The 26647-nt window shown below is 72.4% G+C and carries 21 protein-coding genes; 18 read left to right on the forward strand and 3 right to left on the reverse strand.

What is annotated here, in order from left to right; genetic code table 11:
* Positions 1-4: 4 nt before the first annotated feature.
* The 3 genes from HHX40_RS26545 to HHX40_RS26555 are packed head-to-tail and all read right to left on the reverse strand — an operon-like array spanning position 5 to position 3463.
* Positions 5-769 carry a 3-oxoacyl-ACP reductase gene (locus HHX40_RS26545; protein ID WP_182882753.1) on the reverse strand — a complete coding sequence of 255 codons (765 nt, stop codon included), beginning with the start codon at positions 767-769 and terminating at the stop codon, positions 5-7.
* A gap of 4 nt (positions 770-773) precedes the next feature.
* Positions 774-2081 carry an aldehyde dehydrogenase family protein gene (locus tag HHX40_RS26550; RefSeq protein WP_259403968.1) on the reverse strand — a complete coding sequence of 436 codons (1308 nt, stop codon included), beginning with the start codon at positions 2079-2081 and terminating at the stop codon, positions 774-776.
* A 44-nt stretch (positions 2082-2125) separates the two neighbouring features.
* Complete coding sequence (locus HHX40_RS26555) at positions 2126-3463, reverse strand: glutamine synthetase family protein (RefSeq protein ID WP_182882783.1); 1338 nt, start codon at positions 3461-3463, stop codon at positions 2126-2128.
* A 388-nt stretch (positions 3464-3851) separates the two neighbouring features.
* Here HHX40_RS26555 and HHX40_RS26560 point away from each other — a divergent pair, with 388 nt between their 5' ends.
* The 18 genes from HHX40_RS26560 to HHX40_RS26645 form a co-directional block, all read left to right on the forward strand.
* Entirely contained in the window at positions 3852-4592 is a 741-nt protein-coding gene (locus tag HHX40_RS26560; protein WP_310738292.1) for a FadR/GntR family transcriptional regulator, read from the forward strand.
* 156 nt (positions 4593-4748) lie between these two features.
* Complete coding sequence (locus HHX40_RS26565; protein WP_259403939.1) at positions 4749-5612, forward strand: hypothetical protein; 864 nt, start codon at positions 4749-4751, stop codon at positions 5610-5612.
* A 170-nt stretch (positions 5613-5782) separates the two neighbouring features.
* A complete protein-coding gene (locus HHX40_RS26570; RefSeq protein WP_165900921.1) occupies positions 5783-5944 on the forward strand; it encodes a hypothetical protein in 162 nt (53 codons plus the stop codon).
* Positions 5945-6086: 142 nt separating this feature from the next.
* Positions 6087-7868: an ABC transporter ATP-binding protein gene (locus tag HHX40_RS26575; protein ID WP_310738293.1), complete on the forward strand. Its 1782-nt coding sequence runs from the start codon at positions 6087-6089 to the stop codon at positions 7866-7868.
* Between the two features lie 346 nt (positions 7869-8214).
* Positions 8215-8901: an SDR family oxidoreductase gene (locus HHX40_RS26580; RefSeq protein ID WP_182882755.1), complete on the forward strand. Its 687-nt coding sequence runs from the start codon at positions 8215-8217 to the stop codon at positions 8899-8901.
* A 52-nt stretch (positions 8902-8953) separates the two neighbouring features.
* The gene (locus HHX40_RS26585; protein ID WP_310738294.1) at positions 8954-10297 is read left to right on the forward strand and encodes a formimidoylglutamate deiminase; all 1344 of its coding nucleotides are present in this window, start codon (positions 8954-8956) and stop codon (positions 10295-10297) included.
* A 140-nt stretch (positions 10298-10437) separates the two neighbouring features.
* The gene (gene hutI, locus HHX40_RS26590; protein WP_310738296.1) at positions 10438-11574 is read left to right on the forward strand and encodes an imidazolonepropionase; all 1137 of its coding nucleotides are present in this window, start codon (positions 10438-10440) and stop codon (positions 11572-11574) included.
* Between the two features lie 223 nt (positions 11575-11797).
* On the forward strand, positions 11798-12730 hold the full coding sequence (locus HHX40_RS26595) for a sigma-70 family RNA polymerase sigma factor (RefSeq protein WP_111699521.1): 933 nt from the start codon (positions 11798-11800) through the stop codon (positions 12728-12730).
* Positions 12731-13096: 366 nt separating this feature from the next.
* Positions 13097-14386, forward strand: coding sequence for an ammonium transporter (locus HHX40_RS26600; RefSeq protein ID WP_220499591.1), 1290 nt, complete (start codon positions 13097-13099; stop codon positions 14384-14386).
* Complete coding sequence (locus HHX40_RS26605) at positions 14383-14721, forward strand: P-II family nitrogen regulator (protein ID WP_111699519.1); 339 nt, start codon at positions 14383-14385, stop codon at positions 14719-14721. The genes HHX40_RS26600 and HHX40_RS26605 overlap by 4 nt, the downstream gene beginning before the upstream one ends.
* Before the next feature lie 4 nt (positions 14722-14725).
* Positions 14726-17032 carry a [protein-PII] uridylyltransferase gene (locus HHX40_RS26610; protein ID WP_244460385.1) on the forward strand — a complete coding sequence of 769 codons (2307 nt, stop codon included), beginning with the start codon at positions 14726-14728 and terminating at the stop codon, positions 17030-17032.
* Positions 17033-17199: 167 nt separating this feature from the next.
* Complete coding sequence (locus HHX40_RS26615) at positions 17200-20649, forward strand: nitrate- and nitrite sensing domain-containing protein (protein WP_259403971.1); 3450 nt, start codon at positions 17200-17202, stop codon at positions 20647-20649.
* Positions 20646-21065, forward strand: coding sequence for a roadblock/LC7 domain-containing protein (locus HHX40_RS26620; protein WP_111699517.1), 420 nt, complete (start codon positions 20646-20648; stop codon positions 21063-21065). Before HHX40_RS26615 ends, HHX40_RS26620 begins: the two co-directional genes overlap by 4 nt.
* A gap of 15 nt (positions 21066-21080) precedes the next feature.
* Positions 21081-21440 carry a DUF742 domain-containing protein gene (locus tag HHX40_RS26625; RefSeq protein WP_111699516.1) on the forward strand — a complete coding sequence of 120 codons (360 nt, stop codon included), beginning with the start codon at positions 21081-21083 and terminating at the stop codon, positions 21438-21440.
* A complete protein-coding gene (locus tag HHX40_RS26630; protein ID WP_182882759.1) occupies positions 21421-22005 on the forward strand; it encodes a GTP-binding protein in 585 nt (194 codons plus the stop codon). Before HHX40_RS26625 ends, HHX40_RS26630 begins: the two co-directional genes overlap by 20 nt.
* A 377-nt stretch (positions 22006-22382) precedes the next feature.
* Positions 22383-25727: a nitrate- and nitrite sensing domain-containing protein gene (locus tag HHX40_RS37170; protein ID WP_310738297.1), complete on the forward strand. Its 3345-nt coding sequence runs from the start codon at positions 22383-22385 to the stop codon at positions 25725-25727.
* 8 nt (positions 25728-25735) lie between these two features.
* A complete protein-coding gene (locus HHX40_RS26640) occupies positions 25736-26149 on the forward strand; it encodes a roadblock/LC7 domain-containing protein (protein ID WP_204288658.1) in 414 nt (137 codons plus the stop codon).
* A 122-nt stretch (positions 26150-26271) separates the two neighbouring features.
* The coding region (locus HHX40_RS26645) for a DUF742 domain-containing protein (RefSeq protein ID WP_182876609.1) at positions 26272-26647 on the forward strand (376 nt) is incomplete at its 3' end.

Here is a 26647-nt window from a genome sequence, read left to right on the forward strand (position 1 = left end):
GCCCCTACAGCGGAGTGACGTACGCGCCGGAGATGCCGCCGTCGACCAGGAACTCCGAGGCGGTGATGAACGACGCGTCGTCGGAGGCGAGGAACGCGACCGCCGCGGCGATCTCCTCGGCCCGCGCGAAGCGCCCGATCGGCACGTGGACGAGGCGGCGCTGGGCGCGCTCGGGGTCCTTGGCGAACAGTTCCCGCAGCAGCGGGGTGTCCACCGGCCCGGGGCACAGCGCGTTCACCCGGATGCCCTCGCGGGCGAACTGGACGCCCAGTTCGCGGCTCATCGCGAGCACCCCGCCCTTGGACGCGGTGTAGGAGATCTGCGAGGTGGCCGAGCCCATCACCGCGACGAACGACGCGGTGTTGATGATCGAGCCCCTGCCCTGCCTCCGCATGTACGGGATCACGTGCTTGCAGCACAGGTACACGCTGGTGAGGTTGACCTCCTGCACCCGCCGCCACGCGTCGATCCCGGTCTCCAGGATCGAGTCGTCGTCGGGCGGGGAGATGCCCGCGTTGTTGAACGCGATGTCGACGGCGCCGAACTCCTCGGACGCGGTCCGGTACATCCGGGCCACGTCCTCCTCGTTCGCCACGTCCACCCGGACGAACAGGCCGCCCACCTCGTCGGCGGCCTTGGCGCCGGCCGTCTCGTCGAGGTCGGCGACCACGACCTTCGCGCCCTCCTCGGCGAACCGGCGGGCCGTGGCCAGCCCGATGCCGCTGCCCGCCCCGGTGATGACGGCGACGCGGTCCTGCAAACGCTGCATTGATCTACTCCGTGGAGATGAAGACGTTCTTGGTCTCGGTGAACGCGGACAGGGCGTCGGGGCCGAGCTCGCGGCCCAGGCCCGACTGCTTGAAGCCGCCGAAGGGGGTCCAGTAGCGGACGCTTGAGTGCGAGTTGACCGACAGGTTGCCCGCCTCGACGGCCCGGGCCACGCGCAGCGCCCGGCCCACGTCGCGGGTCCAGATCGACCCCGACAGGCCGTACGCCGTGTCGTTGGCGATCCGCACCGCGTCGGCCTCGTCCTCGAACGGCACGACGGCGACCACCGGGCCGAAGATCTCCTCGGTGAAGGCCCGCCGGAAGGACTCCGAGGACGACCCGGCGAGCACCGTGGGCGGGAACCAGTAGCCCGGCCCGCTCGGGCACGACCCCCGCGCGTACACGTCCGCCTCGGTGACGAACGAGGCGACCCGCTCCCGGTGCTCGGCGCTGATCAGCGGGCCCATCTGCGACGCCGGGTCGCCCGGGTCCCCGACCTTCACCTCGCGTACGGCCTCGGTGAGCCGCGCGAGGAAGTCGTCGTGGACGGAACGCTGCACGAGGATGCGCGACCGGGCGCAGCAGTCCTGGCCGGAGTTGTCGAACACCGCCATCGGGGCCGACTCCGCCGCCCTGGCGAGGTCGGAGTCGGCGAAGACGATGTTGGCGCTCTTGCCGCCGAGCTCCAGAGTGACCCGCTTGACCTGCTCGGCGGCCTTGGCTCCGATGAGCTTCCCGACCTCGGTCGACCCGGTGAAAACGATCTTCCGTACGTCCGGGTGCTCCACCAGCCGGGCTCCCGCGACCTCCCCCTCACCCGGGACGACCTGGAGCACGCCCTCGGGCAGCCCGGCCTCCAGGGCGAGCTCGGCCAGCCGCAGCGCGGTCAGCGGGGTCCACTCGGCGGGCTTCACGATCACCGTGTTGCCGGCGGCCAGGGCCGGGGCCACCCCCCAGGTCATGATGACCATCGGGAAGTTCCACGGCACGATGATCCCGACCACGCCCAGCGGCTCGGCGAACGTGACGTCCACCCCGCCCGGCACCGGGATCTGCCTGCCGTGGTCGCGCTCGGGCGCGCCCGCGTAGAAGTCGAGCACGTCGCGGACGTTGCCCGCCTCCCAGCGCGCGTTGCCGGCCGTGTGCCCCGCGCCGGTGATCTCCAGCCGCGCGAGCTCCTCGGCGTGCTCGTCCACGACCCGCGCGAAGCGGCGCAGCAGCCGGGCCCGGTCGCCCGGCGCGACCGCCCGCCAGGCGGGGAACGCGGCACGCGCTCTTTCGACGGCGCGGTCCACCTCGGCGGTGTCCGCCATCTCGACCTCGGCGATCACTTCCTCGGTCGCCGGATTGACTATCTTCACAGCCGCTCGAACCCCCGATAGAGCTCCCAGTCGGTGACCGCCGCGTCGAAGGCGGCCAGTTCGACCCTCGCGTTGTTGGCGTAGTGCTCGACCACGTCCTTGCCGAACGCCTCCTCGGCGATGCGCGACCCCTCCCATAGGGCCAGGGCGTCGCGGAGGGTGGCCGGCACCCGCTCGGCCGGGGAGTCGTAGGCGTTCCCGCCGAACGGCTCCTCCAGATCGAGCCCGGTGTCGACGCCGCGCAACCCGGCCGCGATCATCGCCGCGACCGCGAGGTACGGATTCACGTCGCCGCCCGGCACCCGGTTCTCCACCCGCAACGAGGGCCCGTGGCCGACCAGCCGCATCGAGCAGGTGCGGTTGTCCACCCCCCACTTCACGGCCGTGGGCGCGAAGCTGCCGGGCACGAAGCGCTTGTAGGAGTTGACGTTGGGGGCGTAGGCGAGCGTGAGCTCGCGCAGCCCCGCGAGCTGGCCGGCCACGAACCGCCGCCCGGTCTCCGACAGCCCGTACGGCTCGTCGCCCGCCATGACCGGCCTGCCGTCGGCGTCCCGCAGCGAGAGGTGGATGTGGCAGGAGTTGCCCTCGCGCTGGTTCGGCTTGGCCATGAAGGTGATCGACCTGCCCTCCTGGGCGGCGATCTCCTTGGCGCCGTTCTTGTAGAACACGTGGTTGTCGCAGGTGGTGAGCGCGTCGGCGTAGCGGAAGGCGATCTCGTGCTGGCCCAGGTTGCACTCGCCCTTGGCGGACTCGACGTACAGCCCGGCGCCCTCCATGCCGAGCCTGATCCTGCGCAGCAGCGGCTCGATGCGGGAGGTGCCGAGCAGCGAGTAGTCGACGTTGTAGAGGTTGGCCGGGGTCAGGTCGCGGTAGCCCCGCTGCCAGGCCTGCTCGTAGCTGTCGTCGTAGACGACGAACTCCAGCTCGGTGCCGACCTGGGCGGTCCAGCCGCGTTCGGCGAGCCGGGCGAGCTGGCGGCGCAGGATCTGCCGGGGAGAGGCCACGACGTCCGAGCCGTCCTCCCACACCAGGTCGGCCAGCAGGAGCACGGTGCCCTCGTGCCACGGCACCCGGCGCAGCGTCGACAGGTCGGGCCGCATCACGAAGTCGCCGTAGCCGCGCTCCCAGGACGACATGGCGTAACCGTCCACGGTGTTCATGTCGACGTCCACGGCGAGCAGGTAGTTGCACCCCTCCGCGGCGTGGTCCAGCACCTCCTCCAGGAAGTAGCGCGCGGACAGCCGCTTGCCCTGCAGTCGTCCCTGCATGTCGGTGACGGCGAGCAGGACCGTGTCGACCCGGCCCGCCTCGACATCGTCGCGAAGTCGTTCCACGGCGAGCACGACGCCTCCCGTCCAAATGTCTAGAATCAGACCATTGAAGGCATGCAAGCACCCTGCTCCCCTCGTCGTCAACAACACGCGGGACCAACCTCGATCGTGTGGCGGGCCGTCGCCGCGCGGAGGACCCGGTGGACGCGCCGCTGTTCACGCGGGACGCGCGGGGGACACGGCGGGACGCGCGGGCACGGCGTGCCAGGGCGGAGAAGGGGCGGAGGGACGGCGAGGCATGGACAGCACCCCGGCGCGGGCGCCTGCTCCCGACCCCCGACCTGCCCCCAATCCCCGCCCCGCTCCCGACCCCCGGCCCGCCGCTGAGCCGCGCGCGGCCTCCGCGCCGAGAGCGGCCGTACGGCAGCGTGCCGGGACCGCGGACAGGGCAGTGGACAGGGCAGCGGACGGCGCGCTCACGGGCGGGGTGTCGCTGCTGCGGCCGGTGCGGGCGGGCAACGCGTTCGAGGAGACCGTCGAGCGCCTGCTCCAGGCCATCAAGCTGGGTGTCGTCGCGCACGGGGAGAAGCTGCCCCCGGAGCGGGAGCTCGCGAACCGGCTCGGCATCAGCCGGGTCACCCTTCGTGAGGCGATCCGGGCCCTGCAGGAAGCCGGTTACCTCGACGTACGGCGCGGCAGGTACGGCGGCGCGTTCGTCGTCTACCGCCCGCCGCGCCCCCGCAAGGGTGACCTGCGCAGGGCGCTCACCCGGATGGGCGAGGACGAGCTCGAAGACGCCCTGACGTTCCGGATGGCCGTGGAGTGCGGGGCGGCCCGGGTCCTCGCGACGACCGAGCTGACCCCGGACCGGCGGGAGACCCTGAAGGCCCGGCTGGCCGGGGTGAACGACGCCGCCCCGGCCGACTACCGCCGCAGGGACATCGCCTTCCACCTCGCCATCGGTGAGCTCACCGGCTCCCCGCTGCTGGCCGCCGCGTGCGCGGACGCCCGGCTGCGGGTCACCGACCTGCTCGACGCGATCCCCGTGCTGGGTCCGAACATCGAGCACGCGGCGGTGCAGCACGCCGCCATCGCCGCCGCGATCCTGGACGGCGACCCCGAGGCGGCGGGCCGGGCGGTGGCCGAGCACCTGGAGGGGACGGCCGCGCTGCTGCGCGGCTTCCTCGCCTGAGCACTGCGTGAGCGCCGCCTGGGACCGCGTGAGCACTGCCTGGGCGCCGCGTGAAGCGTTGCCTGGGCGCCGCCGGGTCCGGCGCGCACCGCATGACCGTTGCCTGACCACTGCGAGGCGGGCCGTAGCATCGGGGACCAGGGGATGGATAGCCGTATGGCCGACTGGTTTCGCGAACGCGTCGTCGACACGCACCGTTTGCCGTTGTTCTGCTTCTTCGTGGCGCTGATCACGGCGTTCCTGTGCACGCGGGTCAACGTCCGGCTGATCAGGGCCAGGACGCGGTGGTTCGGCAACGTCAGCGTCGGCGAGATGCACATCCACCACGTGGTCTTCGGGGTGGTGCTCACCCTGCTCGGCGGGGTGGCCGGGCTGGTCCTGTCGGGCGTCTCCCAGGGGTGGTACTCGTTCAGTTCGGCCGTCTTCGGCGTGGGCGCGGCCCTCGTGCTCGACGAGTTCGCGCTGATCCTGCACCTGCGGGACGTCTACTGGCAGGAGGAGGGCCGCACCTCGGTCGACGCGGTCTTCGTGGCGATCGCCGCCACCGGCCTGCTCCTGTTCGGGCTGCACCCGCTCGGCTGGGACGGCGGGACCGCCCCCGCCTTCCTCGTGGTCAACCTCGTCTTCGCCGTGATCACCCTGCTCAAGGGGAAGATCTGGAGCGGCCTGCTGGGGCTGTTCGTGCCGCCGTCGCTGTACGTGGGGGCGGTGCGGGTGGCCCGCCCCGGCTCGCCGTGGGCCCGCTGGTTCTACTCGGAGCGGGCGCGGCGGCCCCGGCCCCGCCTCATGGCCAAGGCGATCCATCGGGAGGAGCGCTGGCGCCGGCCGGTCATCCGGGTGAAGATCGCCATTCAGGAGTTCGTCTCCGGCCGCCACGACCTTCCCGCGCCCGCGTCGCCCGTACGGCGCCACCGGCGGCGGGCGGTGGCCCCGCGTCCCCGGCGGGGAGCGGAGCGGGCCGGGCGGGGGGCGGAGCGGGCCGGGCGGCACTGGCGGTCGGGCCGCCCACGGGCCCGCTGAGCGTCCGGGAACCCCTTGAGCGCCTGGAAACCTGTGCATCCGGGAACACGTGTCCGCTGATCCGACGAAAAGAATTTCGTCGGATTCTGTGGGTATTTCAGCTTATGTACAAGCTGGCGGGGGGCGGGAGGGTCGGCATGGAGTCTCGCGGGCGATTCGTGTTCCGGAAAATGGCGGCGCAACTCAAACAGGAGGCGGCGTTGCTCACCGGCGACCGCCTGATGGCCGCCGAGGCGCGCACCGAGGAGGCCGAGGCCTCCCTGTGCCTCACCTGGTACGAGATCATGGACACCATCAGGGACATCCGGCTGCTCTACGGCGTAGGAGGCTGAGGGGTCGCTCGCCGGCGCGGCCCGAGGTCACGGGCCGCCGGGTGCGCCGGCCAGAGACGCGGAATCTCCGCGCGCACCGGCCTTTCCGGTGCGTTAGGGTCCCCGGAAGATCGCACGGTGGGCTCTCGCGGAGGAGATTGCGGTGGCGACGGACGGCGACGACGACGGTTCACCCGCTCCGCCACGCAAGGCGTCACTGGGGGACCGGGCCGCCTGGCGGGTGCTGCTCGACCAGGTCCGGCCTCATCGGCGGACGCTCCTGCTGGGCGGCCTGCTCAGCCTCGCCGGCAGCCTCGCCGGGCTCGCGATGCCGCTCATGGCCAAGCGGGTGATCGACGCGTTCGGCGCGGGCGGCACGATGACCGGGCCGGTGCTCGGCCTCTCGGCCGCGGTCATGGCGGGCGCGCTGGTCGCGGCGGCGGGGCGCTTCCTCCTCGAACGCATGGGCGAGACCATCGTGCTCGCCTCGCGCCGGACCCTGGTGGACCGCATCCTGCGGCTCAGGGTGCCCGAGGTGGACCGGCTCAGCCCCGGCGACCTGCTGTCGCGCGTCGGCTCCGACACCACCCTGCTGCGGGCAGTCTGCACGGACGCGCTGGCGTCGCTGGTCGGAGGCGCGTTCACGTTCCTCGGCGCGGCGGTGATGATGGCGATCATGGACGGCCTGCTGCTCGGGGTCACCCTGGCCGTCGTCGCCCTGGTCGCGGTCATGGGCGTGGTGATCGCCCCGCGCATCCGGCGGGCCTCGCTGCGGGCCCAGGAGGCGCTGGGCGAGATGGGCTCGATGCTCGACCGGGCGCTTCAGGCGTTCCGTACGGTCAAGGCCAGCGGCGCGGAGGCCCGCGAGACCGCGGTGGTGACCGCGGCGGCCACCGAGGCGCGCGACCGCGGGGTGGCCGCCGCCGGGTGGACGTCGCTGGCCGGGGTCGGCGCGTGGACGTCCATCCAGCTCGCCTTCCTCGCGGTGCTGGGAGTGGGCGGCGCCCGGGTCGCGTCGGGGGAGATGGAGATCTCCGCGCTGATCGCGTTCCTCATGTACCTGTTCTACCTGGTCTCCCCGATCGGGCAGATCATCCAGAGCCTCACCCAGATGCAGAACGGCCTGGCCGCGGTCACCCGCATCCAGGAGATCGCCCTGCTGCCCGCGGAGCCGGTCGCCGCGCCCGCCCCGGCGGCGGGCGGCGCGCCCGTCGGGGTCACGTTCACGGACGTCGTCTTCCGGTACGACGAGGACCGGCCGGTCGTGCACCACGGCGTGACCTTCGAGGTGCCGGCGGGCGGCATGACCGCGCTGGTCGGCCCCTCAGGCGCGGGCAAGTCGACGGTGTTCGGCCTCATCGAGCGGTTCTACGAGGCCGGCGAGGGCACCGTCGCGGTCGGCGGGCGCGACATCCGCGACTGGCCGCTCGGCGAGCTGCGGGCCATGCTCGGGTATGTCGAGCAGGACGCCCCCGTTCTCGCCGGGACGCTGCGGGAGAACCTGGTCTTCGGCGCGCCGGAGGCGACCGGCGAGGAGATCGCCCGCGCCCTGGCCCGCACCCGCCTCGACGACCTGGTCGAGCGGCTGCCCGAGGGGCTGGATACGCCGGTCGGCCACCGCGGGGTCCTGCTGTCGGGCGGGGAGCGGCAGCGGGTGGCCATCGCCAGGGCGCTGCTGCGCCGGCCGAGGCTGCTGCTGCTCGACGAGGCGACGTCCCAGCTCGACGCCGTCAACGAGTTGCGCCTGCGGGAGGTCGTGGCGGAGGTGGCGCGGGAGACGACGGTCCTGGTGATCGCCCACCGCCTGTCCACGGTGACCGGAGCCGACCGGATCGTGGTGATGGAGGCCGGGCGTGTGCGGGCCTGGGGCACCCACGACGAGCTCGTCGCGGCCGACGCGCTCTACCGGGAGCTCGCCGCCACGCAGTTCCTCGTGGCGACCTGACCGGCGACCGGCGGGCCCGCGCCGACGGGCCGCCGGACGGGCGATCGGATGGGCGATCGGACGGGCGATGGGGAACCGTGAGCAGCCCTTACACCTGACCACAGCTTCTTTCGACCGGGAGCCGGGAAGGCAGGAGGTGCGTTACCTCTCCTTCACCACCGCCCCGGACGCCGGGGGCAACGCGCGTGCGGGCGCGCCCGGCGGCCGGGCCGGAGGCGGGACGCCCCGGTCAGTGGGCCGGGGCGTCCCGCCACGTTCCAGCGCGATCCACCGGAAACGCGGGCCGGGCCGGCGTGCGCGGGGCGGGACGGCGGCGACCCGGCGTGGCGACCTAAGGTAGTGCTCCATGCGACCCACGGCTTTGATCACCGGCGCCTCGCGCGGTATCGGTGCGGCGATCGCCCGCGCCCTCGCCCCCACGTACGACCTGCTGCTCGGCGGCCGGGACGGCACGGCGCTCGACGCGATGTGCCACGAGCTGCCCGGGTCCCGTCCCTGGGCGGTGGAGCTCACCGACCTGACCCCCGCCGAGGTGGAGGGGGTGGAACGGCTCGACCTGCTGGTGCACAGCGCGGGGATCGTCAGGCTCGGCCACCTCGCCGACACGCCGGCCGAGGTGTGGCGCCGGACGTTGGAGGTCAACGTCGTCGCGGTCGCCGAGCTGACCCGGCTGCTGCTGCCCGCCCTCCGGGCGGCCCGGGGGCACGTCGTGCTGATCAACTCCGGCGCGGGGCAACGGGCCAACCCCAACTGGGGCTCCTACGCCGCGAGCAAGTTCGCCCTCCGCGCGTACGGCGACGTGCTGCGCGAGGAGGAACACGCGAACGGCGTGCGGGTCACCTCGATCTTCCCCGGCCGGGTGGCCACGGACATGCAAAGGGACGTGCGCGAGCAGGAGGGTGAGCCGTACGAGCCGGGAAGGTATCTGGAGGCGGAGTCGGTGGCGCGCGCCGTGCTGACCGCGGTGACGGCCACCCCGGACGCGCATGTCACCGAGATCACCGTGCGGCCTGCGGCGGGACCGACCCGCTGACGGCCCGTCGGACCGGCCGTGGCGCCAGCCACGCCGCCCAGCTGGAGGACCGGTGCACGTGACTTACTGGTGCGAGATGGCGTGGCTGCCGCCCGGCGAGGTCGTGGAGAGCGTCGCGGTGGCGATCGAGGGCTCCCGCATCGGGGACGTCCGGCCGGGTGTGCCGCCTCCGCCGGGAGCCGAGCGGCTGGCCGGGCTGACCCTGCCCGGCCTGGCCAACTGTCACTCGCACGCCTTCCACCGTGCCCTGCGCGGCCACACCCAGACGGGCCGGGGCGACTTCTGGAGCTGGCGGGAGCGGATGTACGCGGTCGCCGAGACGCTCGACCCGGACCGCTACCTCGCGCTGGCCACCGCGACGTACGCGGAGATGGCGCTCGCCGGGATCACCGCCGTGGCCGAGTTCCACTACCTGCACCACGGCCCCGGGGGCACGCCGTACGCGGACCCGAACGCGATGGGCGAGGCGCTGGTCGAGGCGGCCAGGCGGGCCGGTCTGCGCATCGCCCTGCTGGACGCCTGTTACCTGACCGGCGGCATCGGCGACGCGCTCACCGGTGCCCAGGTGCGGTTCGGCGACGGGGACGCCGAGCGCTGGGCGGCCAGGGCCGACGCCCTGGCGCGGGCGCACGAGGGCGCGCGGGACGTGGAGATCGGCGCGGCCATCCACTCCGTGCGCGCGGTGCCCCCCGAGCAGATGCACGTCGTCGTCGACTTCGCCCACCGGCACACCGGCCCGCTGCACGTCCACGTGTCCGAGCAGCGGGCCGAGAACGAGGCGTGCGTGGAGGCGTACGCGGCGACACCGGTGCAGGTGCTGCACGACCACGGCGCGCTCGGGCCGCGCTCGACCGCGGTGCACGCCACCCACCTGTCCGACGTGGACGTGGCGCTGCTGGGCGGTTCGACCAGCCACGTGTGCATGTGCCCCACCACCGAGCGGGACCTCGCCGACGGCGTGGGCCCCGCCCGCCGGCTCCTGGACGCCGGCTCGCCCGTCACGCTGGGCAGCGACAGCCAGGCGGTCATCGACCTGTTCGAGGAGGCGCGGGCGGTGGAGCTGGACGAGCGGCTGGTCACGGGGGAGCGCGGCCACTGGCCGCCCGCCGACCTCCTGCACGCCGCGACCGCCGCCGGGCAGGCGTCCCTGGGCTTCCCCGACGCGGGGTGCCTGGTGCCCGGCGCGTGGGCCGACCTCGTCTCCGTACGGCTCGACTCGGTCCGCACGGCGGGGGCGACGAGGGCGTCGGCGGCGGCGTCGGTGGTCTTCGCGGCGACGGCCGCCGACGTGCACTCGGTGGTGTCCGGCGGGCGGCGCGTCGTGACGGACGGGCGGCACGTCCTCGGCGACGCGGGCGCGCTGCTGCGCGAGGCGCTCGCCCCGCTCGTCCCCTGACCGGCGCCGCGGCCGGCCCGGGGCGCGCGGGCGCCGTGCTCGGCCCCGAATAGGGGATTCCAGGCGGGCCCGGCGGGTTTGCGCGGCGCGCGGCCTGGCGAGGATCAGGAGACGTGTGGCCGAGCGACGCGACTTCCACGGTGTTCACCGAGATCGGACTGCTGTTCACGGGAGATCCCGAACGAGAGGAGATCCGGGACGCCGCGCTGGTCGCGGAGAAGGGGGTGGTCCGCTGGATCGGGCCCACGGCCGGCGCCCCGCCCGCCGACGAGCGGGTCGGCGTCGAGGGACGCGCCGTCATCCCGGGGTTCGTCGACAGCCACGCCCATCTGGTGTTCGCGGGCGACCGCACCGCGGAGTTCGCCGCGCGGATGGCGGGCCGGCCCTACACGGCGGGCGGAATCCGCGCCACCGTCGCCGCGACCCGGGCGGCCACCATCCCCGAGCTCGTCTCCACGACCGCGCTGCTGGTCTCGGAGATGACGATGCAGGGCACGACGACCTTCGAGATAAAGAGCGGGTACGGCCTCACCGTCGAGGACGAGCGGCGCAGCCTGGAGATCGCCCGGCAGTTCACCGAGGAGACCACGTTCCTGGGCGCGCACGTCGTCCCGCCGGAGACCACCGCCGACGAGTACGTCGAGCTGGTGACCGGCCCGATGCTGGAGGCGTGCGCGCCGTACGCCAGGTGGGTGGACGTGTTCTGCGAGCGCGGCGCGTTCGGCGAGGGGCACGCGAGGCGGGTGCTCGCGGCGGGCCGCGAGGCCGGGCTCCAGGTCAGGGTGCACGCCAACCAGCTGGGGGAGGGGCCGGGCGTGCGGCTGGCCTGTGAGATGGGGGCGGCGTCGGCCGACCACTGCACCTTCCTCGGCGACGCCGACGTGGACGCGCTCGCGTCCTCCGGGGTGGTCGCCACGCTGCTGCCGGGAGCGGAGTTCTCCACCAGGTCGCCGTACCCCGACGCGCGGCGGCTGATCGACGCGGGGGTCGCCGTGGCGCTGGCCACCGACTGCAACCCGGGGTCGTCGTTCACCACGTCGATGCCGTTCTGCATCGCCCTGGCCGTCCGGGAGATGGGCATGACGCCGCTGGAGGCCGTACGGGCGGCCACCCGCGGGGGCGCGCGGGCGCTGCGGCGCACCGACGTCGGCACCCTGTGCGTGGGCGGCCGCGCGGACCTCGTCATCCTGGAGGCGCCCTCGTACGTCCACCTGGCGTACCGGCCCGGCGTGCCGCTGGTGGCACAGGTGTGGCGAGGGGGACGCCGCCTTGTTTAGACCCGGGACACCTGGGTAAACGGCTTTTTTCCCGGCCCCGCATCCTCCTTGGGGAGGAACTGGAAACCATTCCCCGGTCGTATTCATTTGGGGAATCTTTGCCATGGACCGGCCGTTGACCGGGTCAGGAGCAGGAAGCCGGGGGCCACGCCGAACGGGGCGGACGTGTCCGGTCACCGGCTCACATATTGCATATCGTGGCGGCGGAACGAGGTGCCATCGTATGGCGACGGGGAATCGGACGCAGGAGCAGCAGATCGCTGACCGGGATCTGCTGGGGACGTATCTGGCCGAGATCGGCCGCGTTCCGTTGCTGACCGCGGACCAGGAGGTCGAGCTCGCCAAGCGGATCGAGGCGGGGTTGTTCGCCGAGCAGTTGCTCGACGGCGGGAGGGCCGAGCCTAAGATCGCGGACGCGACCGACGAGGAGCTCGAGCGCCTCGCCGTTTCGGGGCGGCGGGCGAAGGACGAGTTCATCCAGGCCAATCTGCGTCTGGTGGTCGCCGTGGCGAGGAAGTACTCGGGGCGGGGGATGCCCCTGATCGACCTGGTTCAGGAGGGCAACCTCGGGCTGGTCCGGGCGGTGGAGAAGTTCGACTACCGCCGGGGGTACAAGTTCTCGACCTACGCCACCTGGTGGATCCGGCAGTCGGTCGGCCGTTCCATCCACGAGCAGGCGCGGCCGGTGCGGCTGCCCACCCACGCGGGCGAGCAGATGACCCGGCTCATGCGGGTCCGCAGGGACATGCTGGCCGAGTTCGACGCCGAGCCGACCGACGCCGACCTCGCCGAGGTGCTCGACCTGCCGATCGAGCGCGTGCAGGAGCTGCGCCGCTGGGCGTCCGACCCCGTCTCGCTCCAGCTCGGGGTGGGCGACGAGGACGAGACGGAGCTGGGCGACATGATCGCCGACGAGACCTGGGCCGACCCTGAGCAGCAGGCCATGGCCACGCTGGAGAAGGAGCGCCTGGAGCAGTGGCTGACCGGCCTGGAGGGCCAGATCCGCGACATGCTCCGCTGGCGGTACGGCCTGGTGGACGGCCGCGAGCACACCCTCACCGAGGTGGGGGAGCGTTACGGCATCGGCCGTGACCGCGCCCGGCGCATCGAGCGCGACGCGCTGACGCGGCTGCGGAAGATGGCCAGCGCCGCCTGACGACCCGGCCGTACCGGGGTTCACCCGGCGGGTGGCCCGGGCGGCCCCTGAAGCGGCTGGTTGAACCCCGGCGGCACCCGTGGCGGCCGGCGTGCCGCCCACGACGACGCGCACCCCCAGGGGTGCGCGTTTTGTCGTTCTCAGCACGTCCGAAACTTGGCCGAAACACGGGATGGGCGAGTTTCACACATGTGAAACACGCATGGTCATGAGCTGAAACGGCGGAAGAACACGCTTTCGCCAACGTCAGTGAGCCAGCCGGCCGAGGAAGCCCGGGACGACGCCACTGAGGGAGTGATAACCGGCCACACGCCAAATGTAAGGAGGGCCGCGTCGGTGAAGATCGATACCGGTACCACCGCCTGGATGATCACAGCAACCGCACTGGTGCTGTTGATGACGCCCGGGCTCGCGTTCTTCTACGGGGGCATGACCAGGGCGAAGAGCGTCCTGAACATGATGATGATGTCGTTCGTCAGCATCATCACCGTCACCCTGACCTGGGTCCTGTACGGCCACTCGCTGGCCTTTGACGCCTTCGGTGACGGGGACAACGTCATCAACAAGCTCATCGGCGGCGGGGACGCCCTGGGTCTGCAGAGCCTCATCGACACGGCCACCAAGGACGACGGCACCGGCATGCCGAACCTGGTGTTCTCGGCCTTCCAGCTCACCTTCGCGATCATCACCGTCGCCCTCATCAGCGGCGCCATCGCCGACCGGGCCAAGTTCGGCGCGTGGGTGGTCTTCGGCATCGCCTGGGCGACGCTGGTCTACTTCCCGGTCGCGCACTGGGTCTGGGGCGGCGGCTGGCTGGCCGGTCTCGGTATCGAGGACTTCGCGGGCGGCACCGTCGTCCACGTGAACGCCGGAGCCGCGGGCCTCGCGCTCGCGTTCGTGCTCGGCAAGCGGACCGGCTGGCGCAAGGACCCCATGCGCCCGCACAACCTCACCCTGGTCCTGCTCGGTGTGGGCCTGCTGTGGTTCGGCTGGTTCGGCTTCAACGCGGGCTCCGAGCTCGCCGTCGACGGCACCGCCGGTCTCGCGTTCATGAACACCCAGGTCGCCACGGCCGCCGCGGCCGGCGCCTGGATCCTCGTGGAGAAGCTGCGCGACGGCCACTCCACCACCCTCGGCGTCGCCTCCGGCGCCGTCGCCGGCCTGGTCGCCATCACCCCCGCCTGTGGTTTCGTCGACCCGTGGGCGGCGCTCGTGCTCGGCCTCCTGGCCGGCGCGGTCTGCGCGTACGCCGTGGGCCTGAAGTACCGCTTCGGCTTCGACGACTCGCTCGACGTGGTCGGCGTCCACCTGGTCGGCGGCGCGATCGGCGCGGTCTCCCTCGGTCTCATCGCCCGCTACCCCTTCGCCGACGGCCAGAACCAGGGCCTCATCTACGGCGGCCCGATCTCGCAGCTCGGCGTCCAGGCGCTCGGCCCTGTCGCGGTGGGCCTCTACTCCTTCATCATGGCCTATGTGATCGGGAAGATCATCGACAAGACGATGGGCTTCCGGATCGAGCAGGAGGACGAGGTCACCGGCATCGACATCACCACCCACGCCGAGACCGGGTACGACCTCGGCACCGTCCACTCCTCGGGAGTGGCCTCCGTCAACGGGCCCGTTTCCGCGGCACAGGCGAAGAAGGTCGACGCATGAAACTCATCACCGCAGTCATCAAGCCGTTCAAACTGGACGACGTGAAGGCCGCCCTGGAGCAGTTCGGCATCAAGGGAATGACGGTCTCGGAGGCCAGCGGCTACGGCCGCCAGCGTGGCCACACCGAGGTCTACCGGGGCGCCGAGTACCAGGTCGACCTCGTGCCCAAGGTCCGGGTCGAGGTCCTGGCCGAGGAGGACGACGCCGAGGACGTCATCGACGTCATCGTCAAGGCGGCGCAGACCGGGAAGATCGGCGACGGCAAGGTCTGGTCGGTTCCCGTGGACACGGTCATCCGGGTCCGCACCGGGGAGCGCGGACCGGAGGCGCTGTAACCGGATGATGAGAGGGGAGGCGCGCTCGTTCGCCGCGACCCGCAAGGACCGGGCCGCGGACATCGACAGATGGCTCACCGATCTGTTCCGCACGGCGGCCACCCGGCCGTACGCGCGGGAGGAGGGATCGGGAGGGAAGGGCGGCCTCCCCGACGAGCGAGGCCCCGCCGCTCCCACCGGGATCAGCGGCGTGGCCCTGGTCGCGGTGGGCAGCCTGGGCCGGGGCGAACTCGCCCCCGGCAGCGACCTGGACCTCGTCCTGCTCCACAACGGCCGCGACGACGTGGCGAGGATCGCCGACCGCATCTGGTACCCCATCTGGGACTCGGGGATCGGTCTCGACCACTCCGTCCGCACCGTGGACGAGGCGGTGAAGGTCGCGAGGGAGGACCTCAAGGCCGTGCTCGGGCTGATCCAGGCGCGGCACGTGGTGGGCGATCCCGAACTGACCCGGTCCGCCCGGGAGGCGGTGCTCGTGGAGTGGCGGGCCGACTCCCGGCGCAGGCTGGCCGAGCTGCGGGCGTCCGCGGACAAACGCGCCGAGACCGGCGGCGAGCTGGCCTTCCTCCTCGAACCCGACCTCAAGGACGCCAGGGGCGGCCTGCGTGACGTGCAGGCGATGCAGGCCGTGGCCGCCGCCTGGGTGGCCTCGGCTCCCGGCCCCCGCGTCCGCGAGGCGTACGAACTGCTGCTGGACATCAGGCACGGGCTGCACCTGGTCACCGCCCGGGGAACCGACCGCCTGGTGCTCCAGGAGCAGGACGCGGTCGCCGGGACGCTGGGCATGCTCGACGCCGAGGCGCTGATGCGCCGCCTGGCGGAGGCCGGCCGCACCATCTCCCACGCGTTCGACGCCACCTGGCGCACCGTCGACCGGCTGCTGACCGGTCCCGCGCCGCGCGGACGGCGGCCGCTCGCGGACGGCGTCGTCGAACACGGCGGCGAGGTCGTGCTGGCCCGCGGCGTCACCCCGCGCTCCGACCCCACGCTCGTGCTGCGGGCCGCGGCGGCCGCCGCCGAGGCGGGGCTGCCGATGGCGCCGGCGACGGTCAACGCGCTCGCCGCCCAGTCGCCTCCGCTGCCCGTGCCGTGGCCCCCGGAGGCCCGCGGCGCGCTGGTGGCGCTGCTCGGCGCGGGCCGCGCCGCCGTACCGGTCTGGGAGGAGCTCGACCAGGCCGGCGTGCTCGTCAAGCTGATCCCCGACTGGGAGCGCGTGCGGCACCGTCCCCAGCGCAACCCGGTCCACCGGTACACCGTGGACCGGCACCTCATCGAGACCGCGGCCGGAGCCGCCGCGTTCACCCGCGAGGTGTCCCGCCCGGACCTGCTGCTGATCTCGGCACTGCTGCACGACATCGGCAAGGGCTGGCCGGGCGACCACTCGACCACCGGTGAGATCGTCGCCCGGGACATCGGCACCCGGATGGGCCTGCCGCAGGCGGACGTGGAGATCCTCGCCACAGTGGTGCGGCATCACCTGCTGCTGCCCGAGACCGCCACCCGGCGGGACCTCGACGACCCGGTGACCATCTCCCGGGTGGCCGAGGCGATCGGCTCCCGGGAGGTCCTCGAACTGCTGGCCGCGCTCGCCGTGGCCGACGGCACCGCGACCGGCCCGGCCGCGTGGAACTCCTGGAAGGCGTCCCTGGTCTCCGACCTGGTCAGGCGGGTGAGGTCGGTGCTGTCCGGCACCCCGCCGGCGCCGGCGCCCGCGTTGTCGGCCGAGCAGGCGGCGCTCGCCCGGCACGGCGGCGGAGCGGTGCGGGTCAACGGCAGCGCGGTCACCGTGGTCGCGCCCGACCGGCCGGGCCTGCTGTGGCGGGCGGCCGGGGTGCTCGCGGCGCACCGGATGGCGGTGCGCGCCGCCTCCGCCGCGTCCGCCGGGTCGACCGCCGTCATCGAGTTCGTCGTCGTCCCCGAGTACGGCTCGCCGCCGGATCCGGCGACGCTGGAGGCCGACCTGCGCCTCGTCCTGGCCGGGCGGCTCGACATCGAGCAGCGCCTGGCCCGGCGGGCGAGGTCCATGCGCCCTTCCCGGGTGCCGGTGGCGCCGCCGCGCGTCACACTACTTGACGACGCGTCCAACACGGCGAGTGTGGTGGAGGTGAGAGCGCACGACAGGCCTGGTCTGCTGTGGCGTATCGGCCGTGCCTTCGGCGAGTGCGGACTTGACGTACGGGCCGCGCGTGTGGAGACTCTGGGCGCAGAAGCGGTGGATGTCTTCTATGTGGCGGATCGTACGGGCCGCCCCATTGTGGACGAACAGCAGCGGATCCAGGTACGTGAGCACGTCCTCGCGGCCCTTAGGTGATAAGGGTCACGATCCTCACCTCTTGGTAACAATTGGGGCGCTGCGGCAGGGGTAGGGCCGCCCGCCTTGATGACCTTGTGGTCGAATTGTCCCCGCTTATATAGCTGTGTCACTTCATGCTGTCCAGACGCGTGAAGGCAGGCCGAACGATGGCGGGGCCGGTGAGCATGAAGCAGTCGAATACCGATAACCGCAGGCGGAGGAGCCCGTTCTCACCGCGCAACTGGAGGGTTCCCACACGCCTGACCGCGCTGATCCTCGCTCCGACGCTCGTGGCCGTGCTCCTCGCCGGCCTCCGCGTCGTGAGCTCGATGGACAGCCTGACCGCCTACCAGCGGACCAGGTCGGCGGCGGAGTACTCGGTGCACCTGCGGGACCTGGCCGAACAGCTCGCCCTCGAACGCGACCTGTTCATCTGGGGAGGCAACAGCAGGCGCAAGTTCGACATCGACGGCCAGACCGAGCTGACCCGCGCCGAGCAGCGCGCGGTGGTGGATCCCCTGGTGCAGCAGGTGAGGGCCGACCTCAAGAACGTCGACGCGGACTACGGCGCGCGGGCGGGGGAGCAGGCCCAGCAGCTCACGAGCCGTTTCGCCAGCCTCGCCGGCATCCGCGCCAACGGCGCGCCGGAGGACTACAGCGCGCTGATCGCCAACATCCTGCGCCTGCACGACGAGCTGGGCACGAGCGACGGCGCCCCCGAGATCGTGGGCGACGTCCGCGCCCTGGGCGGTCTCGCCCACGCCAAGGAGGAGGTGGCCCTGCAGCGGGCCGCCCTCACCCGCGAGTTCATGGAGCGCAACCAGACCTTCACCACCTTCGAGCTGCAGGACTTCCTGGCCGCCCAGTCGCGCCAGGCGAGCTACCTCGCGACGTTCTACTCGGAGGCCCCGCAGGCCGAGGCGACCCGCCTGGTGACCCTCTTCGCCGATCCGGGCGTCGTGAACGGCGAGCTGACCAAGTCGTGGGCGCTCAGGCTGGGCCTGCAGAACCAGTCGCTCAGCCGTTACCGCAGCAGGGACAACACGGCCCAGCGGTGGTTCCAGGACAGTACCAAGACCATCGAGCAGATGGCGGCCGTCGAGGGCCGCGTGTCGTCGCTGGTGCAGGACCGGACCCGCGACCTGCAGTCGGCCGAGCAGCGCAACGCCCTCATCGCCGGGGCCCTGATCCTCGCCCTCCTCGTCCTCGTGCTGGCCACCACGGCGCTCATCGCGCGCTCGATGGTCCGGCCGCTGCGCCGCCTGCGGGTGGAGGCGCTCGACATCGCCGGACGCAGGCTGCCCGAGATCGTGCGGCGGATGCGCGAGTCGGACGACCCCGACCGGGAGTCGCAGGTGCAGCCGATCGCGGTCGGCAGCACCGACGAGATCGGCGAGGTCGCCCAGGCATTCGACGAGGTCCACCTGCAGGCCGTACGGCTGGCCGCCGAGGAGTCGCGCCTGCGGGCCAACGTCAACTCGATGTTCGTGAACCTCTCGCGCCGCACCCAGACGCTGGTGGAGCGTCAGATCTCACTGATCGACGGCCTGGAGCGGGGCGAGGAGGACGGCCGGCGCCTCGCCGACCTGTTCAAGCTGGACCACCTCGCCACCCGCATGCGCCGCAACAGTGAGAACCTCCTGGTGCTCGCCGGCCACGAGCCGCCGCGCAAGCGCAGCCAGCCCGCCCGGCTGGTCGACGTGGTCCGCGCCTCGCTGTCGGAGGTCGAGGACTACGAACGGGTCGTCGTCCGGATTCCCCGCAGCATCGCCCTGGCCGGGCACGCCGCCAACGACGTCGTCCACCTCCTGGCCGAGCTCGTCGAGAACGCCATCGCCTTCTCGCCGCGCAACACCAAGGTCGTGGTCTCCAGCAGTCCGGTCGAGGGCGGGGCCGTGATGCTCGGGGTCACCGACGCCGGAATCGGCATGTCCGCCGAGGAACTGGCGGAGATCAACCGCCGCCTCGCCGAGCCGCCCACGATCGACGTGTCGGTGTCCCGCCGGATGGGCCTGTTCGTGGTCGGCCGCCTCGCGCTGCGTCACGGCATCCGGGTGCAGCTGCGCCGGGGTGACGGCGCGGGCATCATCGCGATGGTGCTGTTCCCCGCGCAGCTCATCTCCAACGCCGACCAGCCCGTAATGCCGCGTCCGTCGGTCCCGGTCGGGCAGACCGCGGCGGGGCTGCCGGCCCGGCAGGCGTTCGCCGAGCCCAACCCCACCGGCCAGGCGCCGGGAGCGGGCCCGTTCGAGCCGTGGAACCCCGGCAACGGCGCGGCCGGCGGCGTGGGATCGCGCCGTCCCCCGGTGGCCGGCGTCGCCGGGTCCGGCGGAAACGGCTCGGGCGGCTTCTCCGCGTTCGGCGCTCCGGTCAGGGAGGCGCCCGCGCCGCCCGAGAACCCTTACGGCGCGCCGGGTCCCGCCGAGGCGCCGCCGGCCGAGACCCCATACGCCGGAAACACGGCCACCGGTAACACGTACACGGGGAACTCGGGTCCGCAGCCGATGCCCGGAGCACCGGGAGGGTCTCCGGACGCGGACTCCCCCCGCCCGGCCTTCGGCGGGCAGGCGGGCGCGTCGTGGCCCCCGGCGTTCGGCACGCCGCTCGATGAGGAGCCCGCGCCCGGCCGGTCCGAATCCTCCTGGCCGTCGCTGCCCACCGGGCCGACCCCGCTCCCGCGGCGGGACGCGGCCACCCCGGCCGGCACGACCGGGCCGAACGCCTTCCCGCAGCCGCCGCAGAGCACGGGTGAGAACGCGCTCGCACCCTCTGCTTACAGCACCGGGCCGAACGCGTTCCCGCCGTCACCCCAGAGCACGGGTGAGAACGCGTTCCCGTCCTCGCCCCAGAGCACCGGGCCGAACGCTTTCCCCCCGTCACCGCAGAGCACCGGGCCGAACGCGTTCTCGCCGTCACCGCAGAGCACGGGTCCGAGCGCCTTCACTCGGGAAAGCACGGGGGTGAGCGCTTTCACTCCGGTGCCGGGAGGCACGAGATCGCCGGGAGACACCGGGCCGACCGCCTTCCCTCCGCCGCCCGCCAGGGCGCGGGCCGGCGGCGCAGGGGACCTCGCGTCGGCGACCGGTCCGCTGCCGGAGGCGGAGGACTCGCCGCTGGAGCGCGGCGACGAGTTCCTGCCGATCTTCGCCTCGGTCGAGTCGGCCTGGTTCCGCCGTCCTTCCGACACCGGTCCCACCGCGGTCCCGCCCGCGGACGGGGAGACCGCGGCGGAGACCACAGGAGAGATCGCGAGAACCCCCCGGGCCGCCGCGGCCCCGGCACCGGCCCCCCGGCCGATGGACGGGCCGGCGGACGGACGGGCGAACGCCGCCGAGCAGGCCGGCGACACCGGCTTGTGGCGGTCGCGGGCCGACAGCGGTTTCCAGGCCGCGGCGAGCGTGCGCGACCCGTCGCTCGGCGGCGTCACCGCCGCCGGACTGCCCAAGCGCATGCCGAAGGCCAACCTGGTGCCCGGCTCGGTCGGCACGGAGAGCGCCGCGCCTCCGCGTCCGCCGGTCTCGGCCGAGGCGGTGCGCAACCGCCTCTCCAGCTTCCAGCAGGGTGTGCGGCGGGGCCGGGCCCAAGCGGCCGGCGGCCTCACCGAAGGGTCGGGTAAAGAGGAGGAGGGCTCGTGACTGAGCTGAGCGTGGAAGCACGCAGGTTCGACTGGCTGATCACCGACTTCGTCGGCACCACCCCTGGGGTGGCGCACGCGGTGGTGGTCTCGTCGGACGGCCTGCGGCTGGCCCAATCGGACGGCTTCCCCCCTGACCGAGCCGACCAGCTCGCGGCGGTCGCCGCCGGCCTGCTCAGCCTCACCGTCGGCGCCTCGCGGGTGTTCGAGGGAGGCTCGGTCACCCAGACCGTGGTCGAGATGCAGCGCGGCCTGCTGCTGGTCATGGCGATCAGCGACGGCTCCTGCCTGGCCGTGCTGGCCTCCCCGGACTGCGACATGGGTCTGGTGGCCTACCAGATGACCCTGCTCGTGGAACGGGCCGGACAGGTGCTCACCCCGGCGCTGCGCGCCGAGCTGCAGACATCGCGGCGATGACCATGGGAGTGAGGCATGCGCGATCGTGACGGGACAGAGGACGAACCTCTGTTCCGTCCGTACGCCGTCACCGGTGGGCGAGCCGAGCCGCGTTATCACCTGGCGATGGAAACGCTCGTATCATCGGTGGCCTTGAAGAGCAATGACTATTCCCTGCTCGGTCCGGAGCAGGAATCGATCATGATGCTGTGTCGTACCGTACGATCGGTCGCGGAGATCTCGGCGCTGCTCCGGGTCCCGCTCGGCGTGGCCCGTGTGCTCATCGCCGACATGGCCGACGAGGGTCTGGTCCGCCTGCACATGCCGCAGCTCAACCAGGGACAGCCAGACCTCAACCTGCTCGAAAGGGTGCTCAGTGGACTACGCAGGCTCTAGTCGTGGTCTTACCTCGACGAAGATCGTCGTGGCGGGTGGGTTCGGCGTCGGGAAGACGACCTTCGTCGGTGCCGTCTCCGAGATCCTTCCGCTGACGACCGAGGCCGTGATGACCGACGCCAGCGCCGGCATCGACGACCTGGGGCTCACGCCGAACAAGACGACCACGACGGTCGCGATGGACTTCGGCCGGCTCTCGCTCGACCAGGACCTCATTCTCTATCTGTTCGGCACTCCGGGGCAGCACCGCTTCTGGTTCATGTGGGACGACCTCGTCCGCGGTGCCATCGGGGCGGTCGTGCTCGTGGACAGCCGCAGGCTCGCCGACTGTTTCCCGGCCATCGACTACTTCGAGGAGGCCCAGCTTCCGTTCCTCGTCGCGATGAACGGCTGGGAGGGGCAGTTCCTCCACTCGGAGGACGAGGTCCGCGAGGCGCTGTCCCTGCCCCCGCAGGTTCCGGTCGTCCGTACGGACGCCAGGTCGCGGGACGCCGTCAAGTCCACGCTCATCAGCCTGGTCGAGTACGTGCTCACGGTGCGGGCCGCGTACGGCAGGACGTACTGAGCGCGGTCCCGTGAGCCCTCGGGGAGAGGGCGGCGAGGGCGGTACCCCCGGGGTGCCGCCCTTCGTGGCGTCCGGCCGCGGCCGCGCCCGTCCGGGCCGCCCGCGTCACCGGATTCCCAGCCTTCTGCCTGTGGTTTCGTGAGATGGTGACCTAGCCGGAAGGGCAGAATCCGGTAATGATGACGACCCGATATTTAATCAAATAACATCATCTCCGTGCCTGTATAGGTTGTTTGTGCACGGGTGTTCGGTTGGCCTCCCTGGTGTCGGTGTGCTGCAATTACCCTCGCCTGCAGGACGTCTCCCGTGTCACGCCGACCACATCCGTGACGAGACACTCCCCCTGCGCGCACATACGGCGAGAGGTTGCGAAGCCTGTGAGGACACTAGACCCCCGGACCGATGAGAGCCCCGGGACCGGGGTTCCGGCTGAGCAGGAGCCCGACGAGGGAAGCCGTTTCCTCCTGCGTAACTGGCGGGTGCGTTCCCGGCTGGTGGCGCTGATCCTCATACCCACGCTGGCCGCACTGGTGCTCGGCGGGTTCCGCATCGTGACCTCGGTGGCCACGGCGGCGCAGTACCAGCAGACGAGCCAGCTGGCCCGGCTGGTGGACCGCGTCGCGAACCTCACCCACGAACTGCAGGCCGAGCGGGACCGGGCCGCGTGGAACGCCACGATCGGCCGCCCGGCCAAGGCGGCCGCCGCCGTCAAGGCGCAGACCATCCTCACGAACAAGGCGGCCACCGCCGTACGCGACCTGGCGAACGAGATCAGGTCCGGCGTGAGCGACCGGGCCTCCGCCGAGATCGAGCACATCCTCGGCAAGCTCGACGGCGTGGAGTCGCTGCGCGGCCAGGCCGCGGAGGGGAACCTGCAGCCGCGGGCCGTGCTCGACCAGTACACCCTCGTCATCGACAACCTGCTGGCCCTGCAGGACGAACTGGCCAAGGGCACGGTCGACGACCGGCTCGGCTCCATGTCGGTCACCCTGGCCGCACTCGCCCGCGCGAAGGAGAGCGCCTCCCAGCAGCGCGGCCTGCTGTCCACGGTGCTGACCTCCGGCCGGTTCGAGCAGGCCCAGCTCCAGAGTTTCCTCGGCGCGATGTCCGCCCAGGAGAGCGAGCTGCGCGCGTTCCGCAAGAGCGCCACGCCGGAGGAACGGACCGACTACGACAACACGGTCTCCGGCGGCAGGGTCGACCAGGCGGAGTTCCTCCGGACGCTCGTGCTCGACCGGGCCAACTCGGGCTTCGACCTCAGAGGCCTCGACCAGTCCGTGCGCGACGACACCCGTCTGTGGTTCGACGCGATCTCGCAGCCGATCAACCGGATGCGCACCGTCGAGGCCAAGCTGACGTCGGCGATCGTGGCCCGCGCCCAGTCGCTCAAGGACGACGAGCAGCAGCGGGCCGTCGTCATCGCCGTCGCCGTCGCCCTCCTGCTGATCGCGGTGCTGCTCGTCACCGCCGGCGTCGCCCGCTCGCTCGTACGCCCGCTGCGACGACTGCGCAGCGAGGCCCTGGAGGTCGCCGGGCAGCGCCTGCCCGACACCGTCCAGAAGCTGCGGGAGGCCGGTGACAACGCCCAGGCGCCGGCCATCGTCCCGATCGGCGTGGTCGGCCGCGACGAGATCGGTGAGGTGGCCCGGGCCTTCGACGAGGTCCACCGTGAGGCCATCCGCCTCGCGGGCGACGAGGCGCGCCTGCGCAGCAACGTCAACGCGATGTTCGTGAACCTTTCGCGGCGCACGCAGACCCTGGTGGAACGCCAGCTGTCCCTGATCGAGGGACTGGAGCAGGGCGAGCAGGACGAGGACCGGCTGGGCAACCTGTTCAAGCTCGACCACCTGGCCACCCGCATGCGCCGTAACAGTGAGAACCTGCTGGTCCTCGCCGGGCAGGAGGCCGCGCGCCGCTGGGGCCAGCCGGTGCCCATCGTCGACATCGTCCGCGCCTCCCTGTCGGAGGTCGAGAACTACGAGCGCGTCGACATCCAGGTGCAGCCCGGCGCGTCCATCGTCGGCCAGGCGGTCAACGACGTCGTCCACCTGGTGGCCGAGCTGGTCGAGAACGCCATCTCCTTCTCGCCGCGCGACACCAAGGTCACCGTGTCGAGCAACCGCATCGACGGCGGCGGTCTGATCATCTCCGTGAGCGACCTCGGCATCGGCATGACGCCCGAGGAACTGGCGGAGACGAACTACCGCCTGGCGAACCCGCCGGTGGTGGACGTGTCGGTGTCCCGACGGATGGGCCTGTTCGTGGTCGGCCGCCTCGCGCTGCGCCACGGCGTCCGGGTGCAGTTGCGCCAGCAGGACAGCGGCGGCCTGACGGCCATGGTGCTGCTGCCCGAGTCGCTGCTGGCCCACGCCGGCCCGGCCTTCCCGGGAGTGCCGGGCATGCCCCAGCCGGAGCTGACCAGCCCGATGCCGGCCGTCGGGACCGGGCCGCAGTTCGGCGCCCCCGCGTTCGGCGAGCCCGCGTTCGGCGCGCCGGCCCTCGCCAGCCCGACCTCGTTCGACAACCCGCCGCGCACCCCCGTGTTCGGCGCGGACGCGCCGGGGGTCGGCGCCCCGGCCGCCGCCTCCTTCGAGCGCGGGCCCTTCGAGACCTTCCCGCGCGAGACGACCGGTTTCGACCCCGACCCGTTCTCGCGCAATCCGTTCGAGCCGCCGCAGCGGAACGCGGGCAACGACCCCTTCGCCCGCAACCCCTTCGAATCGGGCGGCTTCGAGCGCCCCGCGGAGCCGGATCCCTTCGCCCGCAACCCCTTCGACAGTGGGGGGTTCGGCCAGCCCGACCCGTTCGCCCGCAGCCCGTTCGAGTCCGGCCCCTTCGACCGGGCGGCCTTCGACAAGACGCCCCTCGACAAGGAGGCCCCCGACAGGGGCTTCGCCGACAGGACGCCGTTCGAGAAGACGCCGGCCGAGCGGGACCCGTTCGAGACCACGACCTTCGACTCCGGACCCTTCGACTCACGCGCGTTCGAGTCACGCCCGTTCGACTCGGGCGCGTTCGACGCGGGCTCGTTCGAGTCCAGTCCCTTCGACACCAACCCCTTCAACCGCGGCCGCGTGGGTGAGGCGCCCGTCGACACGCCCTGGCCCGGCCACCTGCCGCCGCCGGGGAGCGCCTCCTGGCCGGGAGGGCAGGAGGAGGGCGGCGCGGGCTGGCCCGGGTGGGCCGGACGCGGTTCCTTCGAAGGCGAGGACAACACCGGCCCGCTTCCGGTGGTGCGCAGCTCGCCGCTGGAGTCGGAGGAGGAGTACCTCCCCATCTTCGCCGCGGTCGAGTCGGACTGGTTCAAGAAGGCCGACGGCCCGGAGGAGAAGGACGACTCCGCCGAAGACGGCGCGGAGAGCAGGGCCTGGTCGTCCCCGGCCGACGTCGGCTGGCAGGCGGCCCAGGCGGCCAGCGAGCCGGCCCTCGGCGGGGTCACCTCGTCGGGTCTGCCCAAGCGGGTGCCCAAGGCCAACCTCGTGCCGGGTTCTGCCAACGCTCCCGCGCCCTCCGCGGAACCCGCCCCCGCGGCGGCGGCCACCCCGCCGCCACCCCCGCCCGTGCTCTCGCCCGAGCGGGTGCGCAGCAGGCTCTCCAGCTTCCAGCAGGGCGTACGGCAGGGCCGTGCGGTCGCGCGCGGGGAGGCCGGAGAGGACCAGGGATACCCCGGGGCGGCGTCCCTGGGCATGCCTGATGCCCAGGACAGTGAGAAGGAGGACTGATGAGGGAGATGAGTCAGGCCGCACGCGGCATCAACTGGTTGATCACGGACTTCGTGAACAACGTGCCCGGTGTGGCGCACACCGTGGTGGTGTCGGCCGACGGGTTGCCTCTGGCGTTCTCGGACGGATTTCCCAAGGATCGGGCGGATCAGCTGGCGGCGGTGGCCGCGGGGTTGATCAGTCTGACGCAGGGGGCGTCCCGGGTGTTCGAGGGCGGCCCCGTCACGCAGACCGTGGTGGAGATGCAGCGGGGTTTGTTGCTGATCATGTCGATCAGTGACGGGTCGTGTCTGGCGGTGCTGGCTGCGGCGGACTCCGATCTCGGTCTGGTGGCCTATCAGATGACGTTGCTGGTGGAGCGTGCGGGGCAGGTGCTGACCCCCGCGGTCCGGGCCGAGCTGCAGTCGTCCCACCCGAGGTGACCCGCCGTTCCGTGAGCTGAGAACCGCGGCGGAGGACAGATCGGGAAACGCGCCCCGGGAGCGGGGCGCACGGGGTGGCCACCGGGATTCCGGAGTGACAACAAGAACGTCAGGAGGACGTTGTGGCAGGCGGCGGCTGGAACAACGAGCCCTACCCGCCGGTGGCCGACGCCCACCGGCAGTACGGCGGTGCGACCCCCGTCCCGAGGCCGGCGCCGACGGAGCAGAGCTCCCTCGTCCGGCCCTACGCGGTGACGGGAGGACGGACGACGCCACGCCTCCAGCTGGCGATGGAGGCACTCGTGTCCTCCGCCACCTCGATGCACCAGGACCTTTCCACGCTCACCCCGGAGCGCCAGGCGATCAGCACGCTGTGCCGTCAGGTGCGGTCGGTGGCGGAGGTGTCGGCGTTGCTGCGGATTCCGCTGGGTGTGGTTCGTGTGGTGATCGCGGACATGGCGGCGGAGGGGTTGGTGCATGTGCATCAGCCGCAGTTGG

The sequence above is a fragment of the Microbispora sp. H10949 genome, from assembly GCF_014161435.1.
GTDB lineage: Bacteria > Actinomycetota > Actinomycetes > Streptosporangiales > Streptosporangiaceae > Microbispora > Microbispora triticiradicis.